This is a genomic window from Dyadobacter sp. SG02 (assembly GCF_900109045.1).
Classification (GTDB): Bacteria; Bacteroidota; Bacteroidia; order Cytophagales; family Spirosomataceae; genus Dyadobacter.
Map to the genome: position 1 here is coordinate 1 of NZ_FNYL01000021.1, position 17,778 is coordinate 17,778.

The 17,778-nt window shown below is 50.3% G+C and carries 17 protein-coding genes; 6 read left to right on the top strand and 11 right to left on the bottom strand.

Translation table 11 applies throughout. The features are described 5' to 3' along the window. A partial coding sequence (locus BMW93_RS35775) for a transposase (protein WP_143061772.1) occupies nucleotides 1–238 on the bottom strand: 238 nt, incomplete at its 3' end. Between the two features lie 117 nt (nucleotides 239–355). Continuing rightward, nucleotides 356–2,218, bottom strand: coding sequence for a glycoside hydrolase family 2 protein (locus BMW93_RS32955; RefSeq protein ID WP_090386721.1), 1,863 nt, complete (start codon nucleotides 2,216–2,218; stop codon nucleotides 356–358). 184 nt (nucleotides 2,219–2,402) lie between these two features. Here BMW93_RS32955 and BMW93_RS32960 point away from each other — a divergent pair, with 184 nt between their 5' ends. Both BMW93_RS32960 and BMW93_RS32965 read left to right on the top strand, forming a co-directional pair. Further along, nucleotides 2,403–3,485 carry an isoaspartyl peptidase/L-asparaginase family protein gene (locus BMW93_RS32960; protein WP_090386723.1) on the top strand — a complete coding sequence of 361 codons (1,083 nt, stop codon included), beginning with the start codon at nucleotides 2,403–2,405 and terminating at the stop codon, nucleotides 3,483–3,485. 136 nt (nucleotides 3,486–3,621) lie between these two features. After that, nucleotides 3,622–4,725, top strand: coding sequence for a T9SS type A sorting domain-containing protein (locus BMW93_RS32965; RefSeq protein ID WP_090386725.1), 1,104 nt, complete (start codon nucleotides 3,622–3,624; stop codon nucleotides 4,723–4,725). A gap of 161 nt (nucleotides 4,726–4,886) precedes the next feature. On the opposite strand, the gene BMW93_RS32970 is transcribed toward BMW93_RS32965, so the two are convergent. Then, a complete protein-coding gene (locus BMW93_RS32970) occupies nucleotides 4,887–5,798 on the bottom strand; it encodes an alpha/beta fold hydrolase (RefSeq protein WP_090386727.1) in 912 nt (303 codons plus the stop codon). A 196-nt stretch (nucleotides 5,799–5,994) separates the two neighbouring features. Between BMW93_RS32970 and epsC the strand changes: the two genes are divergently transcribed. Then, nucleotides 5,995–6,828: a serine O-acetyltransferase EpsC gene (epsC, locus tag BMW93_RS32975; protein WP_090386729.1), complete on the top strand. Its 834-nt coding sequence runs from the start codon at nucleotides 5,995–5,997 to the stop codon at nucleotides 6,826–6,828. Here epsC and BMW93_RS32980 read toward each other — a convergent pair. Beyond that, on the bottom strand, nucleotides 6,821–7,414 hold the full coding sequence (locus BMW93_RS32980; RefSeq protein ID WP_090386730.1) for a TetR/AcrR family transcriptional regulator: 594 nt from the start codon (nucleotides 7,412–7,414) through the stop codon (nucleotides 6,821–6,823). The two genes, epsC and BMW93_RS32980, sit on opposite strands and share 8 nt — an antisense overlap. A gap of 206 nt (nucleotides 7,415–7,620) precedes the next feature. After that, nucleotides 7,621–9,717: a polyphosphate kinase 1 gene (ppk1, locus tag BMW93_RS32985; RefSeq protein WP_090386732.1), complete on the bottom strand. Its 2,097-nt coding sequence runs from the start codon at nucleotides 9,715–9,717 to the stop codon at nucleotides 7,621–7,623. A gap of 142 nt (nucleotides 9,718–9,859) precedes the next feature. On the opposite strand from ppk1, the gene BMW93_RS32990 reads away from it, so the two are divergent. After that, nucleotides 9,860–10,882, top strand: a complete 1,023-nt coding sequence (locus BMW93_RS32990) for an aldo/keto reductase (protein ID WP_090386733.1) — start codon at nucleotides 9,860–9,862, stop codon at nucleotides 10,880–10,882. Nucleotides 10,883–10,954: 72 nt separating this feature from the next. Here BMW93_RS32990 and pyrE read toward each other — a convergent pair whose 3' ends face one another. Together pyrE and BMW93_RS33000 are read right to left on the bottom strand one after the other, a co-directional pair. Continuing rightward, nucleotides 10,955–11,596, bottom strand: a complete 642-nt coding sequence (gene pyrE / locus BMW93_RS32995; protein ID WP_090386735.1) for an orotate phosphoribosyltransferase — start codon at nucleotides 11,594–11,596, stop codon at nucleotides 10,955–10,957. Nucleotides 11,597–11,598: 2 nt separating this feature from the next. Next, nucleotides 11,599–12,903, bottom strand: coding sequence for a hemolysin family protein (locus tag BMW93_RS33000; protein WP_090386737.1), 1,305 nt, complete (start codon nucleotides 12,901–12,903; stop codon nucleotides 11,599–11,601). A 101-nt stretch (nucleotides 12,904–13,004) separates the two neighbouring features. Here BMW93_RS33000 and BMW93_RS33005 point away from each other — a divergent pair, with 101 nt between their 5' ends. Continuing rightward, entirely contained in the window at nucleotides 13,005–13,694 is a 690-nt protein-coding gene (locus BMW93_RS33005) for an NUDIX hydrolase (RefSeq protein WP_090386739.1), read from the top strand. A 20-nt stretch (nucleotides 13,695–13,714) separates the two neighbouring features. Here BMW93_RS33005 and coaD read toward each other — a convergent pair whose 3' ends face one another. From coaD to BMW93_RS33025, 4 genes are all read right to left on the bottom strand, one after another. Beyond that, nucleotides 13,715–14,197, bottom strand: a complete 483-nt coding sequence (gene coaD / locus BMW93_RS33010; protein ID WP_090386741.1) for a pantetheine-phosphate adenylyltransferase — start codon at nucleotides 14,195–14,197, stop codon at nucleotides 13,715–13,717. Between the two features lie 8 nt (nucleotides 14,198–14,205). Continuing rightward, nucleotides 14,206–15,111 (bottom strand): DUF3822 family protein, encoded by a 906-nt coding sequence (locus BMW93_RS33015; RefSeq protein ID WP_090386918.1) that lies wholly within the window; start codon nucleotides 15,109–15,111, stop codon nucleotides 14,206–14,208. A gap of 34 nt (nucleotides 15,112–15,145) precedes the next feature. Next, nucleotides 15,146–15,637, bottom strand: a complete 492-nt coding sequence (locus BMW93_RS33020) for an NUDIX domain-containing protein (RefSeq protein WP_090386743.1) — start codon at nucleotides 15,635–15,637, stop codon at nucleotides 15,146–15,148. Between the two features lie 132 nt (nucleotides 15,638–15,769). Next, on the bottom strand, nucleotides 15,770–16,192 hold the full coding sequence (locus BMW93_RS33025; protein WP_090386920.1) for a CBS domain-containing protein: 423 nt from the start codon (nucleotides 16,190–16,192) through the stop codon (nucleotides 15,770–15,772). Between the two features lie 157 nt (nucleotides 16,193–16,349). Here BMW93_RS33025 and BMW93_RS33030 point away from each other — a divergent pair, with 157 nt between their 5' ends. Beyond that, a complete protein-coding gene (locus BMW93_RS33030; protein WP_090386744.1) occupies nucleotides 16,350–17,777 on the top strand; it encodes an ATP-dependent RecD-like DNA helicase in 1,428 nt (475 codons plus the stop codon). Nucleotide 17,778 lies beyond the last annotated feature (1 nt).

Sequence of the window (17,778 nt, forward strand, 5' to 3'; positions counted from 1 at the left end):
TTGAATAGATGTTGCTCACATAACCATAAACGAGCACTTTAAGAAGCATCTGCGGGTGATAACTCGAAGACCCGATCGTGTGATAGGCTGAATGAAGCGGCTCTAAACTGATGCTATTGATCACATCGTTGACCACCCGACAAGCATGGTCTTTGGAGATTAACTCATCTAAACTTGGAGGAAGCAGCATTAATTGCTGCTGATTATAAGGCTTGAAGGTAGGTTGTCGTCGGGCCATCTTTCCTGGATTGCTAATACCTAAAGATAATCAATCACAGAAAATCGGCAAAGCCCATATAACAAAAGAAGGTGCCTTTTTGAGACACCCTCTTTTCGCTTCTTACGCAATGCATTCTTACGGTTTTAACTTCACCAATGAAGGATCGTAAAGCTTGGAATGTATTTGCTTCAACTTCGTCTCGGGGAACTTGATCACCTTGCGGTCGTAGGTCATCAAACCGTTCGTTTCCACTTCCACGTCGGTCGTTTGCGTGTAGACCGCCGCTGAAAGGCCCTTTTTGATCAAAGGCTCGAAACGATCGATAAACGTCGCATAACGGTTGTAGAGCTCCTCCTTGTTCTTAAAACTCTGGTAACCCCAGTTATCTTTCTGTTGCCAGACATGTTGGTCAACCGGTAAGCCTAGTCCGCCGAATTCTCCCAAAACGATGATCTGCTTCTGTCCGAACAAATCAGGGCGCGGCATGACCGGCGCGGGATAGTTGTGCAAATCGATAATGTGCCCTACCGGCTCGAAGTTACCACCGCTGGCGCTGTTCACGAGGCGCGACGGATCGTATTGCATTGTCCAGTTGGTGATCTCGGCGGTTTTGAACTGCCCCCAGGCCTCATTGAATGGTACCCAAACGACGATGGACGGGAAGAAACGGTTGGCGTCCATAATCGCCTTCCATTCTGTTTTATAAATATTCTCCGACTCCGGCGTACGCTTCTTGTCGGTTTCGTTGCCGGTTATACCCGGGCGCATTTCCCAGTTGTTGCCCAGGTCGCCGCTTGGCATATCCTGCCACACGAGCATTCCCAGCTCATCGCAATAGCGGTACCATCTCGCAGGCTCCACTTTCACGTGCTTCCGGATCATGTTGAAACCCATTTCCTTGGTTTTCAGGATATCGAACTTCAATGCCTCGTCGGTAGGCGCGGTGTAAAGTCCGTCGGGCCACCAGCCTTGATCGAGCGGGCCGTATTGGAAGAGGAACTTGTTGTTCAGCGTCATGCGCTGGATACCGTTCTCATCCACCTGCACGCCGATTTTACGCATGGCGGCGTAGCTTTTCACTTCGTCGGCCACTTTTCCGTTGCGGGTAAGACTCACGGTCAGGTTGTACAGGTTAGGCGAATCCGGCGACCATAGTTTCGCGTCGCTGATGGTCAGCGTAGCAGGCTGGTTAGCGGCCACTTCTTGTTCGGCAACCTTGTTTACACCGTCCCAGGCCGTGATTTTCACTTTATCGGCGGCACCCGCGCCGACTACTTCCGTATTGACGGTAAGTGTTTGTTTATCAATGTCCGCGACTGGCGTAACCTTATTAATATGGCTCGTAGCAACGGTTTCCAGCCAAACTGTCTGCCAGATGCCGGTTACAGGCGTGTACCAGATCCCGTGCGGGTTTTTGATTTGTTTGCCACGTGGCTGAGGGCCGTCGCTGCTCGGGTCCCACACTTTTACGACGATTTCCTGCTGTTTTTTCTTCACGAGCAGGTCGGTAATGTCAAACGAGAAAGGATCATAGCCGCCCTGGTGGCTTCCGGCAGGTTTGCCGTTCACGAATACCTCGGCTTTCCAATCCACGGCGCCGAAATGCAGGAGCACGCGCTGGTCTTTCAGTTTAGGTGCAAAATCGATTAAGCGCTGGTACCAGAGAATGCTGTCTTTCCCCACCGTCTTACCTACGCCCGACAATGCGGATTCTACCGCGAAAGGGACCAGTATCTTGCCATCGAATGCCGCCGGTTTGGCGTCTCCCGCGTTCGCGGGCACGATGGCGTAATTCCACAGGCCATTGATATTCTGCCAGTTCTGGCGTACCATTTGCGGGCGGGGGTATTCAGGAAGCGGGGTAGCTGCCACCACTTTTTCCGCCCATGGCGTTACGATCTTGCCTTGCACATACTTCCAGTCGGCAGTTTGCTGTGCCCTGGCAGGGCCATACAGGCTGCCCAGGAGAAGTCCCAGGCTAAGCACCACTTTCTTCATCAGAGTTTCGGTTTTTTTTAAATAAATTTTAATTAGAACTACCAAAAGTAGCACCGGAATGGGCTCTACTGTACAAAAAACCGCAATATCTGCTAGCGGAAGACCGAATGACCGGGGTATCAGAAGAATAGCGATATAGGATTTTAGTTACTAGATTTGAAAGCATCACTCAAATTACTATTTCATGAAAAAACTTTCCGTTACCCTGTTAATTGCCCTGTCTTGCTTGTCCGCATTCGCGCAGGATTTCTCCGACAAGATCACGCTCGTCATACACGGGGGCGCAGGCACGATCACCCGCGCGAACATGAGTCCGGAGCGCGAAAAAGCATACCGGGACGCGATGAATACCGCTTTGGAAAAAGGATATGAAGTGCTCAAAAAAGGCGGGACAAGCGTTCAGGCCGTCGAAGCAGCCATTCATGTGATGGAAGACTCTCCACTGTTCAATGCAGGCAAAGGCGCCGTTTTTACCAATGAAGGAAAAAACGAACTGGACGCGGCAATTATGGAAGGAAAAACGTTGAAGGCAGGTGCTGTCGCAGGCGTCACCACCATCAGGAACCCGATTTCAGCGGCGATTGCGGTTATGGATCAGTCGGTGCATGTGATGATGGCCGGCAAGGGTGCCGAGCAATTTGCGAAAGAAAAAGGGCTGGAAATCGTCGATCCGTCGTATTTCTACACGGAAGCGAGGTACAAGGCGTTGCAGCGGGCGAAGGAGCAGGAGAAAACCGAGCTGGATCATAACGGGAAAGAGGAGAATGGAGGAAAGGAGGAAAAAGAAGTTAAGAAAGGCCCGAAAACGGGTTACCATTCGGTCGAAGACCTGATTTTTACGGAGGGGAAGAAATTCGGGACGGTGGGTTGCGTGGCTTTGGACAAATTCGGTAATCTCGCTGCCGGTACTTCGACGGGTGGCATGACCAACAAACGATATGGCCGCATTGGCGATGCGCCTATCATCGGGGCCGGGACTTATGCCAACAATGCAACGTGTGCGGTTTCGGCAACGGGCCATGGCGAGTATTTTATCCGCTCGGTTGTAGCCCACGACATTTCGGCGTTGATGGAATACAAAGGATTGTCCCTCGCCGACGCCTCCAACGAAGTAGTTATGAAAAAGCTGGTCGAAAGGGGCGGCGAAGGCGGTATCATCGCGATCGACAGGAACGGTAATGTGGCGATGCCCTTCAATAGCGAGGGAATGTACCGCGGGTACATTAAAAGCGACGGCAAGCGCGAAATATTGATTTATAAGGACTAACAATGCACCCCGCGGGAAACAGGTTTTTGCCGCGGGATTTTTTGCATTTGTTTTGAAAAGAAGCCATACAAAAACAAGCGTTTCCCGCGTTTTGAACATATAGTTTGTAACCTCACGGCTTCTTTTTTTCCTCTATATGAAATCAGTTTACAGCATTCTCTTACTGATCCTGCTTTCGGGCGCGTTTGCGGAAGCCACCCACCTGAAAGGCGGTGAAATTATGGCGACCTATGTTTCAGCACAGTCCTATAAGATCAGGGTGCGGCTGTACATAGACGAGGGTCTCGGTATGGTTCCCGAAGCACTCAGTTCCGTAAAAGTCTGCATGGGCGACGGCAATATCGTCGACCTGCCGCGCGTAGTCAGTTCGGAAGTACGGCCCGGTGGTGTGAGAGTCTTTGAATATGAAGACCGCTACACTTTTCCAAGCTCCGGGATTTTCCAGATTTCCGTGGCGAGCGATCAGCGAAGCGATAACATCGTCAACCTCCCCAACGCCGGGGGCACGACGCAGTTCATCTGGACCGTTATCGATACCCAGGTACAAAATTCCACACCGGTGCTACCCTACCTGTCGTTTGAAGCCGGTGTCCGCCAGGTTTTTTCCATCGATCTAAAACCATCCATAGCCGATAATGACAGCATTACGGCCAGAGTAGTGCGACTGAGCAGGCCATCGCCGGGAACCTGCGGCGTACGCATGCTCGATCGCACTTACCTTTTCCCGAACGAAATCAGTGCAAGCGGCACATTTAAAGTCGATGCGGCGCAGAAAAAGCTGATTTGGACGGCGCCGGAAGTGGTAGGAAACTACCTCTATGCGATGGTGGTGGTGGAATGGCGCGACGGCGCGAAGATTTCCGAAACTTACCGGGAGGGTATGGTGACCGTGACCGACAAACCGGGAGAGACGGTGGAAATCCCGCCTTACGAGTCGTCGGAATACGGCGGCCTCATCACTTCAACGCCGGTCGTTTCATCGCCGGAAGTTTCCATGGCGATTCAGGCCTATCCGGTGCCTACCGAGAATTTCGTGACTGTGAAAGCGTACAGCAAGCAGCGGGATATCATCCGGTTGCAGCTAATCGATATGAATGGCCGCGTACTGACCGAGATCGCCAGCAAAATACCTGAAATCTCGGTGCAGGAGGTATTCGATATGCGGAACCTCGCGCAAGGTGTGTACCTCATCCGCGCGAGCAATGCGAAGGATTCCGTCACGCAGAAAGTATTGAGATAATGCCGCTGGCATGTAATGGTAGCCGGCATGAATGTCGTCCTATGGAATATAGTTGTTTTAGGTGAAATATAATTTCACGTATTACCATAGGTTAATTATTAAACAGAAAAGCGGCAGGTCCTGTGATCTGCCGCTTTCTTTTTTGAATGCTGTTTGATAAACTATTCGTTGCCCATTTCCTCGCCCTTCGGCTGCAATGCCGTGATCTTCTCCTGGAACAACCTGCTTTTCAGCAACATTTCTTTGATCATCGCAGCGTGCGAAAAGGTAATCATATGGCCTGCATTGTAAAGGAAAATGTATTGGGCACGTTTGCTCTTGATATGTTTTTTGGCAAAATCAATATTCGTGGGATCGGCGATCCAGTCGTTGCCGCCCTGGATGACGGTGGTGGGAACGCTGAGCTGCTCCCAGACCGGCAGCAATTTGCGTAGTTCATCTGCGTGGCTGTATTTCTCGGCTGTGGCGGCATTGAATGAAGCGGGCAGAAAAAGTTGAACGAAACTCATCCTACCCCATTTGGAAAACCAGAAGAAACGTTCGGTTTCGGGGTCGATAACAGGCGACACCATAATGAGCTCTTTCACCTGCTCGGGAGCGAGGGAGGCCAGTCTCGCGGCAATAGGCGCGCCATACGACCGGCCGAGCACAATCACCTTCTGGTCGCTTTTATTAAGCGAAAATACGGGAAGCAGGGCGTGAGCCTGTGTCTCGATCGAAGTCACATACCGCCGTTTTTTCAGCCGGGATTTGCCGTAACCTACCCTATCGACTGAAACAATGTGGAAATGCTTTTGCAGGTCTTCGTCGTCCATCAGGTTCATATACCCCCACAAGGAGCCGGGAGCGCCGTGGATGAGCAGCAGCATAGGAAGCGTGTCGGGCCCCATGCTGGCCAGCGAGAGGGAAAGTGTGTCGTTCTTGATGAAAATTTCCTTCGGCTTGACCTTCCTATCGGCATAATGCTTCCGCACTTCCTTGGCTGAAATAATGTACCGCGAAAAGCAGGAGCTCAGTGACACAGATAACGAGAGGAACAGGATGACCGAACGAAGTAATTTAAAACTTAACATACGCCGTAAAGAATCTTGCCTTATTTCCTAAATTCACAGGATATTTCAATATACGATTTTATCGGGAGAAAAAACTGACAATTGGCCTTTTTTGAAAAGAAAACGCCACTCTCAAAATTTTTCAATGCATTTCGTTGTTGCATACTCAAAAGCAATGCCAGCAATGGTTTAACGGTATAGGTTAACCTCTATTTTAATGACAGCCACCCAGCAAGCACTTTTCTTTGAGCGCCTTTCTGCGCAGAACGAAAAATACCGGTACAAGCTGCCTTCGCGGCACGACGCGGGCAAATTCATCCAAAACCTGATCAATTTCCTCTTCCCGATCAGCAAGGATTGCCCCAGCTGCCCGGCCAAGGACCTGGCCATGAAATATGCCGATTTACGCAACGACCTGAACTGCATGCTCCAACCGCTGCTGCCCCAGCTCGAACGTGATACAGCGGAAATACTGGACGAAGTGTTTGCACAAATCCCCGGTATTTATGAGGCATTGCTCACCGACGCTAAATCCATTACCGATAACGACCCGGCTTCCGTAAGCATCGAAGAAGTGATTTCGGTGTACCCGGGTTTTATGGCCATTGCTACCTACCGCTTTGCAAATTCATTTGCAAAGAGCGGTATTCCGTTGCTTCCGCGCATGCTCACGGAGTTCGCCCACAGCCAGACGGGCATCGATATCCATCCGAATGCGACCATCGGCCATTCGTTCTTCATCGACCACGGCACCGGCGTGGTGATCGGCGAAACGACCCATATCGGTAATAATGTGAAGCTTTACCAGGGCGTTACCCTCGGCGCTACGCACGTTTCGAAGTCGCTCGCATCGCATAAGCGACACCCGACGATTGAAGATAATGTGGTGGTATATGCCAATGCGACTATCCTGGGTGGAGAAACGGTGATCGGTCATGATTCGATCATCGGTGGAAATGCCTGGCTAACGAAAAGCGTACCTCCATATTCCCTGGTTTATCACCAAAGCAAAATAGAGATACGCCAACATTCTTCGCCTTCTGTTACATAATGCTCCGGATAAATCTCCGGATGCCTTCCATATATACAGGCTCGGCCTGTGGAAATGCGTAACGTGGCTGGGTGGTCATGGTAATGCTGATAAACCCGAAGGTAAGGCACCACCATTCATAATAAGTCTTGGTCACCATTTCGCCCGATTTCGGGCGTAGACCTGCTATCATTTCCCAAACCGGGTTATCCTTGATGCTCATTGCCTGCGAATAGGCTTTCTTCGAATCGCAATAAGCGCCTTCGAGATTGAACATCACCTGAAAAACCTCCGGATTTTCGACAGCGAAATGCCAGATCGTATGCGCAACTTCCACCAGTTGTTTCTGGGGGTTGCTGAAATGCCCCTTTATCTTCACAAACTCCGACTGCAAATAGTCGAAACCTTCCATGCGGATGGCTTCCAGGAGTTTGTCCTTACTTTCAAAATATTCGTAGAGAATAGGTGGGCTGTATTCAATCACATCGGCAATCTTGCGAATCGAGACAGCTGTCCAACCGTCCTCGCGGGCTATGTCCTTGGCTGTCTTCACGATGTCTGAGCGTACCTGTATTCTAAGCCGCTCTCTTCGCTCTACTATTCCCATGCTTAAAAATGTCTTTTAGGATTGATTCAGAAAGATATGTTTTCAAATATAACGATATACCCCTTACACTTCAAGACCATGCAAGTGGTGACAACGAAAAAAGTCCTTCAAAATTTCTTTACCTTTTCTACAAACACCATCCATTAAATCTGACAGGCGATTCAGAAATTTAATGCTGATAAAATTTTTTTAAGCCGCCGGAAAGCTTATATTTCTGAACGCCGCGAGAGCCCATTCCGCTCAATTTTCTCCACTAACCGGTAGTTCGCTTCCTGCGCCCGTACCTTTCCGCGCGACTCGTCGGTAATGCGCAAGTTGTTCTGGTAGAGATCCAGTCGCACCGATTTCTGGTTGTCGTTCACATAATTCCGAAGCACTGTCCGCATCTGGCTTTTCAAAGTTTCGTCCAGTACCGGGAAACAAATGTCGATCCGGCGGTGCAGGTTCCGGTGTGTCCAATCGCAGGATGTAAGGTAAATCTCGTCGTTCCCGCGGTTACCGAAATGGAATATCCGTGTGTTCTCGATGTATCGGTCGACGTGCCGGCTCACCACGATATTGTCGCTGATCGACGGCAGGCCCGAAATCAGCCCGCAGCTCTCGCTCACGATCACATGCACAGGCACGCCTGCCTGACCCGCCTGATAAAGCTTGTCGATCAGAATGTGGTCCTGCAATTGATTTATTTTAATGGTAATGAACGATTTAAGCCCCGCATTACAGTTCGCAATCTCGCGGTCCATCAGATCGAGCAGCCGTTTCTGGAGATTAAACTGGGTAACCTGCAAGGTATTGAATGGCAAGTACTTGTACTTCTTCGGCTCGTCTTGCGTGGACAGGTACCCGAAAAGCAGTTCCAGTTCGTTGGTGAGCTCACGGTGCGATGTGAGCAATGCGTGATCGACGATCTCCCGGCTCGTCAGCCTGTAAAAACCACCGGTACCGAGAAATGCGTAACGCTCCCACCCTTTCTGCACTTTGCGTTTCACCAATGCCATTTTCGCATGTACTTTCAGGCCCGGCGCGCTGAGCAGGATCTTTACCCCTGCGTCACGCATCTTTTTCGACCACTGCAGGTTCTCCTGAATATCCAGTTTGGCATTCAGCTCCACATAAGTCGTGACGCGCTTTCCGTTTTTGGAGGCACTAATCAACGAGTTCAGTATAAATGAGTTAGGACTGATTTTATACAATGAAACATGAATCTCCCGCACATGCGGATCGACTGCCGCCTCATTGAAAAACCGCACGATCGGTTCGTAGGATTGATAGGGCAAATGCAGCATCTGGTCGGCCTGCTGAATGGCCTCGAAGATCGTCGTTTCCTCGAATTCCGGGTTCTGGACCGGCCGTTGATAGGGGTAATCGAGTCGCCGGGATACCACCGGAAATTTGGCCAGGTCCTGCATTAACAGGTAATCGCCGCGTTCGTGGAAATCGTTCATCGGGATCGACACCTTACCCACCAGGTATTCCCGCACATACAGCGGCATCCCCGATTCATAAAAATACTGCGACGGCTGCACGAAATTCCGCTTTTCAAGTTGTTTCAGAATGCGTTGCGCTACCTGCATCGGGTATTCATCCTCGATCGCCAGCTCCGTTTCCCTTTCGACTCTCAATGCATAGCTTTCCAGGATATTGTAGCCGGGAAAAAGCACCGGCAGGTTTTCACGGATCACATCTTCCAAAAAAGCGACGTGGCGCTTCCCCTCCCATTCCGGCAGTTCCAGGAACCGGCCGTAGGGCTCCGCGGGCACATTCACCGACGCATACCAATCCTCTTCGGCGTCTTCTTTGTGCTGCATCCGCACAATCAGGTACAATTGTTTGGATTCGAATGCAGGTGTTTTGAGCGTGCGGCGGCTATCGAGGAAAACGGGCTGCAAATAGCGGAACAGCTTATCGAGAAAAAAACGCCTCACAAATGCGGCATGTTCGGACACGAACGCTTCACGGTAATACAAATGCACACCTTGTTCGAGCAATGCAGGCAAAATACCCGAGATGAGAATATCATTGAATTCCCGTAGCTGATTTTCAACCGTTTCGTAAACGTGTTCGAGCAGCGATTCCGGAAAAATATTCAGTTTGGAACGGATGTCGTTGCTCACCTCCCCCATCGCGAGCAGGTTCGGGATACGCACCCGGTAGAACTCCTTCGTCTGGTACGCGTAAATACCCAAGAACCGTAAACGCTCCCTTACCGGTACCGTTTCGTCGTTTGCTTCCAGCAGCAACCTGTAATTGTTCGAAAGCCAGCTAAGATTAGTATCAAAGTAAGGATAGGCAACGTCGATCATTGAGTGTGGTGTAAAAGATTCAAAATTTGGTACAATATAAATACATTTGGCGGGTAAGGATATAACTTTGCGGTACAAAAAACAACGCTGTCAGCCAAGTTTCCCAAGCTATATCTTCATTTAAAATTATCATTAAATCACTATGCGTTATCAATTATTAGGCCGCTCGGGTTTACGGGTATCGGAAGTTTGCCTTGGAGCCATGACGTTCGGAAAGGACTGGGGATGGGGAGCGGATAAGCATGAGAGCTTCAGAATTTTCGAGGCCTTCGCCAACGCAGGCGGTAACTTCATCGACACCGCGAACCGGTATACCGAGGGCACCTCGGAAAAATATGTGGGCGAATTCATCGAAACCGACCGCGACCATTTCGTGCTCGCCACCAAGTTTACGCTCAAAGACCGCAACGACGACCTGAATTTTGCCGGTAACCACCGAAAGAACATGATGCGCTCGGTAACATCGAGCCTCAAACGCCTCAATACCGAGTACATCGATCTGCTGTGGGTGCATATGTGGGACAACACCACGCCTACCGAGGAGGTAATGCGCGGCCTCGACGACCTCGTGACCCGTGGACTGGTACATTACATCGGCATATCCGACACTCCCGCCTGGATTGTTTCACAAGCCAATACCATCGCCGATTTCCGTGGCTGGAATGCATTTGCAGCCATTCAGTTCGAGTACTCGCTTCTGCAACGCACACCCGAGCGTGATTTGCTGCCGATGGCCAAGGCCCTCGACCTGGCAGTAACCCCCTGGGGAGCGATTGGCGGCGGCGCATTGACGGGCAAATACCTTCGTGGCGAAACCGGCCGCGTACCCGACAACAGCACACGCCGGAACGAAGAGAGTAGCATTATCGCCCAAACCGTCGTAGACGTAGCAGCAGAACTCGGCGTGACACCCGCGCAAGTCGCCATTAACTGGACCCGCCACCGCGACCAGGTCATGATCCCGATCATAGGCGCATCGAAAGAGAGCCAGCTAATCGATTCTCTCGGCTGCCTCGATTTCCGCATCCCGGAGGAAGCGCTGCAAAAATTACATGAGGTAAGTAAAATAGAACTAGGCTTCCCGCACGAATTCCTGAAATCCGACGGGGTGAAGGAGGAGGCGTTTGGGGGATTGTATGAAAGCCTCGATAATCACCGCGGTTAGGCGTAAAATAGTCGATGGTCAGAGGTCGATGGTCTGATTTGACCATCGACCTCTGACCATCGACCATTCGTCTTATTTTCCCCAGCTCTCCGGCGCTATACGCCACGCCGCGAGGCTTTCTACTTGTTCGGCGTTAACGTAATCATGTTCCAATGCTACCTCGATCAATGCATTGTAGTTGCTGATCGTATCGAGCTGAACATTCTTTTCCACGAAATTATCGGCGGCTACCTGGAATCCGTAGGTGAAGATCGCTACCATTCCGGCTACTTCTATTCCGGCTTCGCGCAATGCGTCTACCGTTTTGAGCGAGCTTCCGCCGGTGGAAATCAGGTCTTCGATAATCACTACCGACTGTCCTTTCTCCAACCTTCCTTCGATCTGGTTACCCATGCCATGCTTTTTGGGCTCGGGACGCACGTACGCGAAAGGTAATTCGAGCAGGTCGGCTACCAATGCGCCTTGCGCGATACCGCCGGTTGCAACGCCTACCACCGCCTGTGCATGGGGGTATTTGGCGCGGATCAACTCTGCCAGCGCCTTTTTAATGAAGGTGCGGGTGTCAGGGTACGACAATGCCACGCGGTTGTCACAATAAATGGGTGAAAACCAGCCTGAGCTCCATTGGAACGGCTTTTCGGGGCTGAGCTTGATGGCCTGCGCTTCCAGCAGCAGCTCGGCGATTCGTTTGGTAATATCCAGATCGTTCGACATTATTAATCTTCGGATTCCTCCTGTTTATTATAATTGGTTACTAAAAGCTTATCTATCCGGCTGCGGTCCATATCGATGACTTCGAACTCGAAATGCCTCCAATTGAACTTCTCGCCGGTTTGGGGAATATTTTCCAGAACGTGCAGCACGAAACCGCCGAGCGTATTGAAGCCTACCAGCTCCCGCCGCTCGCTTTCCTGGATATTGATGTTGAAATACTGAATAAAATCGTCGAACGGCAGCTGCGCGTCGATCAGGTAGGTCCCGTCCTCGCGCCGCACGATCTCCGAAGCCTCCTCGATATCCTCGGAAATGTCTCCTACCAATGCATCCATAATGTCGTGCATCGTCACCACGCCGAGGGTACCGCCGTATTCGTCGACGATAATGCCGTAATACACGCGCTGCTCCTTGAACTTTTCGAGCGCCTGATAGGCCCTGTTGCTTTCCGGCAGATAAACCGGATCGCGCATTATGGACGTCAAATGCGCCATTTGCACTTCCAGGTCGGTCGCGATGAGGTCTTTTACATACACCAGACCTACCACGTCGTCTACATTCCCCCTGCAAACCGGATAGATCGAATGCCTCGCGTCAAGGATTTTTGCCTTGTTTTCCTCCACGGTATCTTCCAGGTCGAGCCAGACGATCTCCTGCCGGTTGGTCATCAGCGAGGTTACCTTGCGGTCGCCCAGCTGGAACACATTGTGCACGATCTCCTGCTCGATTTCCTCGAAAACGCCGCCCGAGGTACCTTCCTGGATCAGGCTTTTGATTTCCTCCTCGGTAACCGCATTTTCCGATTGTTTAATATTCAATACCCTGATAATCAAATCACTTGAAAAACCCAACAATGCAATGAACGGCGCGGTTACCTTCGAAAGCAGGTTCATCGGCGTGGCCATCACTTTTGAAATGGCTTCCGGGTTGGACATTCCAATGCGCTTCGGGACCAGTTCGCCCAGCACGAGCGATAAATAAGTGATTACCACCAACACGGTGCCCACCGCGAGCGAATGCGCGTAAGGCACGAATGCGGGCACACGGGAAATTATTTGCTCAAAATCGGCAGTAATATTGTCGCCACTGTACATACCGGTCAGCAAACCGATGAGCGTAATGCCGATCTGAACCGTGGAGAGGAATTTGGTAGGGGAATTCGCGAGGTTTAATGCTGCTTTCGCGCTCGAATCGCCATTCTTGGCCGCTGCTTCCAGGCGCGATTTTCGGGAGGAAACCAGTGCTATCTCTGACATGGAAAAAAGGCCATTGAGCAGCACCAGAAATAGAATTATAAGGAGTTCCAAGAACTGGTTAGTTGTTACAAATACAAATTTATCAATAATAATCTCTGCCTAAACTAAACTCTTTACTTAATTTTGCGATCCATTCACGTACCCATTCCAAAATGATCATTTTTTTCGACGACCGTCCAGTCAGAATTGTACGGACCAATCAGTTGTCTGCCGCCGAAACATCGCGTTTTGAACACATCGTAGATCTACGGCTGGAAAAATTGCAGAGAACCATGCTGACAGGTCACGTCCTGTTCCTGAATTCCACTACTACCAGTGCCATTCAGGTGATCCAGATGCTCGAAAAGGAGTTCCCTAAGGATATGCTTTCGATCACGATGGCGACGCGTGAAAAATCGGAAGTGGAAGACCGGATCAAGGCGCAATACAAGGTGATCAAGGCAGCAGGCGGCGTGGTGGTAAAGGATGGCAAATGGCTTTTCATGTACCGCCGCAAAATGTGGGATTTACCCAAAGGCAAGCTCGACAAAGGCGAAAACTCCAAGGTAGCGGCTACCCGCGAAATCGAAGAAGAAACCGGCGTGAAGGCACTGATCCGCGACAAAATTTGTACCACCTGGCACACCTACTCGCTGAACAACAGCCGCATCCTGAAACGTACGAAATGGTACCTCTTCGATTGCCTCGACGATTCGAATATGAGTCCCCAGGCCGAGGAGCAAATCGAAAAACTGGATTGGTACGAGCCTTCAGATGTAAAACCGTTGCTCATACAGTCATACAGCTCGATCCGCTATGTGGTCGACAGCCTCAATAAAATCCACAATCTGAAAGAATCCTGAAAAAAAGCCGGACAGGCACATCAGATGTTCTGTTCCGCCTTTTTCAATTCGGATAATGAATAGGGAAGAAAATTGTCCACGGCCTGTCCGTAACGGTGCAGGTCGCGGATAATGCTCGAACTGATCGGCGCCAGGGCAGGCGACGTGATCAGGAAAACGGTCTCGATTTCTTCATACAAATACCTGTTGACCTGCGAGATACCATTTTCATATTCGAAGTCGGTCGTATTCCTCAACCCTCTCAGCAGAAATCTCGCGCCTAACTCACGGGCAGTGTGGGCCGTCAGGTCGTCGTAGGTAATCACCTTCACGTTCGGTTCGGAAGAGAAAGTCTTCTCGATCATCTCTTTCATCACGTCCAACGGGAAATAGCGCTTTTTGGTGGCGTTGTTACCAATCCCGATCACCACTTCGTCGAACAGCCTCAGCCCGCGCAGGACAATATCTTCATGCCCTTTGGTAAATGGATCGAACGAGCCCGGAAATAATGCGATACGAGTCATGGGAGGAATCAGGAGGAAATGAGATAAGTATTGAACAATCCGAAATACCTGTGACCGGGCACTTCGGCGCATTGCGGGCTGTATTTCAGCGTTGTCGGCCGTGTACCCATGTGCAAGTTCGGGAAAAACCGCGAAAGCTCGTGATAAGAATCCGCGCCCGGCGCGATTTCTCCGTAGCAAAGTACCTTGATTTCTTCCGGCAGGATATTCAACTGGCTCAGTGTGAACAGGATGATATAGGCAAGCTCCTGAACCTGGGCATATTTAAAACGATTGCAAAGCAGCAGTTGCTGGCTTTCGCTCACCACTAATGTGAAGTGGTCCTTTTCAAAATACAAAGACATCATCCGCATTTCCTGGTGTTCCACATGGTTCACCAGCGAACCGATTGCCAATGCGCTCGTAAGATGGTAGAATGTGACCGTGGAAGAGCTGAAATGGTTCACGACCCAATCGTACCAAAGCTCCTGAATGCTGAAAACGTTCTGCGCGTGTACGAGCGGCAAATCATGCCAGAGCACTTTCTCGTGCTTCGAAACCGGGTTGCCCAATGCGAACGAAAGATATTCATAAGCCGATTCCGGCTTGAAAAGTACATTGGGTACCAGCGTGAATGCATGCGAATTGACGGTCACACGCACATTCTTCCAATTGTTGGACGACCACGATAAGTGTCCGCTAAAAATCCGTTTCAGTCGCTCGAAAATTTCGGCCGGCGTGAGTGCATTTTCGAAGAAGTAATCTTCCAGCCAGATGCATTCCATATTCTCATCCCTCACAATGCAAAAACGGATACGCCGCTCGTCCAGCTCCACACAGAGCGTACAAAGCGGTATGCTGGTCGCATCGAAGGAATTATCTCCTACCAACAGCGTGGGAATAACTTCTATTAACTGGTTTTCAGAATTTGCCACGTTCGGGGTGGTGTTGTTTAATGTTTTGCCGGTATCAATTTCCGGAAATATACTTGTTGAGTTCAAAAATTCCTGCCAGCGAGCCAGCGATATTCAAAATGCGGTGGCGCTGGCCGGGCTGGTACCGCTGGATTTCTTCCCAATCCAGAAAGCGGACTTCCCTGATAATCTGTCCGTCGGCCGCCAGTTCCGGGTCAAAACCCGACACCACACTTCCTTCAAAGGAATTGATTTCAAAAAACAGCTCTACCGCATGCAGCGGCGCGGCAATATGCTCGTTCACAAACAGCAGGCGCCCTACCGTCACATCCAGGCCCGTTTCTTCCCTGAATTCACGGGCTAACGCGTGCTCAGCCGTCTCGCCAAAGTACACGCCGCCGCCAGGGGGCGACCAGAATGCCTCGTCGGACCCGTAAAGCGCCTGGTTTACAAGCAAGATCCGGCCCTCATGCACGCAAATCCCGCACGCACGCACACGTACCGAGCCGCCATAAATAGTGCCTATATCTGCATTTATTGCCTGCAAAACCTGTTTTTTGTATGAGCAAAGATAACTATCCGACCAGAATAGGCAAGACATAATTCTACCTCCCCGCTTCCGGCATGTGGCTTACGGGTGGTTCAACGACAATCTCTCTGTAAAAAACGGAAAGAAGGCTCAGGAATACGGGCTTCCGGAAATATAGCTTTCGAGCGTGTTAATATGCTCTTTCTGCTCATGGATGATTGCGGAAACAATGTCGTTGATCGAAATGATACCAACCAGCTGACCGTCGCTATTCACGGGCAGGTGGCGGATATGCTTGTCCGACATGATCTGCATACATTCCTCGATTTTCGCGTCCGTTTCCACGGTAATCACCCTGCTGGTCATTACGTCGCGGATCAGCGTGTCTCTCGAAGCACGTCCCTGCAATATCACTTTTCGCGCATAGTCGCGCTCGGAGAAGATACCGATCAATTCATTATCTTCAAGTACCAAAACTGCCCCAATGTTCTTCTCGGCCATGAGTTCCAGAGCCTCAAACACTGTGTTGTCCTGCGTAACCGACCAAATCGCATTGACAGGCTTGTTGCCCATTACATGTTGTACCAGCATAGATGTTTAGGTTTGGGGATTTTCAGATAAGGGAGTCTAATATATGGATTTGACCTTATAAAGTCCAATAAAATATGAGTATTATTTTGTTAAAAAATCCGGTTTTTGATAATCGAAATCCTTGCGTTAGATTCGTTCCATGGACACCGACAAACTCTTGCCTTCCCAATTACTGCGCAAACAATTCCCTTTCCGGCCTACCGACGGCCAGCTTCGGTTCTTCGACAAGACCAATGATTTTTTAATTGAAGAAAAGGGCCTGGAACGCTACCGGGACTGTTTTTTACTGAAAGGTTATGCGGGAACTGGTAAAACGACCATCATCAGCACGCTTATTAAAGTACTTAAAAACTTCGGCTATAAATCAGTCCTGCTCGCTCCCACCGGCCGGGCTGCCAAGGTAATGTCGGGGTACTCGGAAAAGATCGCGCTCACGATCCATAAGAAGATTTACAAACAAACCGCCGATGCATTTTCGGGCACATTGACTTTCCAGCGACAGAAAAATTACCACGACAATACCCTTTTCATCGTCGATGAAGCATCCATGATCACCGACGAGGCCGATTTCGGAAGCCGCAGCCTCCTTGCAGATCTCATTGAATTCGTATTTGAGAATCCGGGAAACAAGTTGATGCTGGTCGGAGACACTGCCCAGCTACCACCTGTGGGCAAGGAACTGAGCCCCGCATTGGACGGCGATTACCTCGAAAGGACATTCTACATGTCTGTTTTTCAGGAAGAATTAAAGGAAGTAATGCGGCAGGACGAGCAATCGGGCATTCTTTTCAATGCGACCCAGCTGCGTAACCAGCTCGGCGCCGGGGCGGCGGATATCCACATCACCACCCGCTCCTACCGCGATGTGTTTAAGATGACGGGAGAGAAGCTGGAAGAAGGCCTGCGATACGCATATGATAAATATGGTACGGAAAACTCCATTATCCTGACCCGTTCGAACAAATCGGCTGTTCAATATAATGAATACATCCGCCGGGTCATCAATTTCTCGGAAGACGAGCTCGATGCCGGCGACAGGTTAATGGTCGTCCGGAACAATTACAATATCCTCGACGAAGACTCCCCTGCCGGATTCATTGCCAACGGCGATTTTGTAGAACTGCTAAAAATCCGCAAAACACAGGAAATGCACGGTTTCCGTTTCGCCGACGTAACATTGCGCCTGACGGACTACGAAAAACAACCCGAATTCGACGCGAAGATTTTCCTCGACACATTGCATTCGCCCTCGGCATCGATGTCATCGGAAGACAACAAGAAGCTATACGAGAGCGTCCAACAGGATTATTTTTATATCAAATCCAAAAAGGACCGCGTCGAAGCGTTGCGGAAAGACCCCTACCTGAATGCATTACAGGTGAAATTCGCGTACGCGCTCACGTGTCACAAGGCGCAGGGCGGTCAGTGGAGCGCGGTATTTATCGATCAGGGATATCTACCTGACGAGCAAATCAATACCGAATTCATCCGGTGGCTTTACACCGCCATTACCCGCGCTACCGACGAGGTCTTCCTGATGAATTTTCACCAGCAGTTTTTCAAATAAG

What these genes read in the sequence shown, in the direction of transcription:
- BMW93_RS33005 (WP_090386739.1), top strand. Translation starts at nt 13,005, where the DNA reads ATGATCATTTTTTTCGACGACCGTCCAGTCAGAATTGTACGGACCAAT.
- pyrE (WP_090386735.1), bottom strand. Translation starts at nt 11,596, where the DNA reads ATGTCGAACGATCTGGATATTACCAAACGAATCGCCGAGCTGCTGCTG.
- BMW93_RS32970 (WP_090386727.1), bottom strand. Translation starts at nt 5,798, where the DNA reads ATGTTAAGTTTTAAATTACTTCGTTCGGTCATCCTGTTCCTCTCGTTA.
- BMW93_RS32965 (WP_090386725.1), top strand. Translation starts at nt 3,622, where the DNA reads ATGAAATCAGTTTACAGCATTCTCTTACTGATCCTGCTTTCGGGCGCG.
- BMW93_RS32960 (WP_090386723.1), top strand. Translation starts at nt 2,403, where the DNA reads ATGAAAAAACTTTCCGTTACCCTGTTAATTGCCCTGTCTTGCTTGTCC.
- ppk1 (WP_090386732.1), bottom strand. Translation starts at nt 9,717, where the DNA reads ATGATCGACGTTGCCTATCCTTACTTTGATACTAATCTTAGCTGGCTT.
- BMW93_RS32980 (WP_090386730.1), bottom strand. Translation starts at nt 7,414, where the DNA reads ATGGGAATAGTAGAGCGAAGAGAGCGGCTTAGAATACAGGTACGCTCA.
- BMW93_RS33030 (WP_090386744.1), top strand. Translation starts at nt 16,350, where the DNA reads ATGGACACCGACAAACTCTTGCCTTCCCAATTACTGCGCAAACAATTC.
- BMW93_RS32955 (WP_090386721.1), bottom strand. Translation starts at nt 2,218, where the DNA reads ATGAAGAAAGTGGTGCTTAGCCTGGGACTTCTCCTGGGCAGCCTGTAT.
- epsC (WP_090386729.1), top strand. Translation starts at nt 5,995, where the DNA reads ATGACAGCCACCCAGCAAGCACTTTTCTTTGAGCGCCTTTCTGCGCAG.
- BMW93_RS33025 (WP_090386920.1), bottom strand. Translation starts at nt 16,192, where the DNA reads ATGGGCAACAAGCCTGTCAATGCGATTTGGTCGGTTACGCAGGACAAC.
- coaD (WP_090386741.1), bottom strand. Translation starts at nt 14,197, where the DNA reads ATGACTCGTATCGCATTATTTCCGGGCTCGTTCGATCCATTTACCAAA.
- BMW93_RS32990 (WP_090386733.1), top strand. Translation starts at nt 9,860, where the DNA reads ATGCGTTATCAATTATTAGGCCGCTCGGGTTTACGGGTATCGGAAGTT.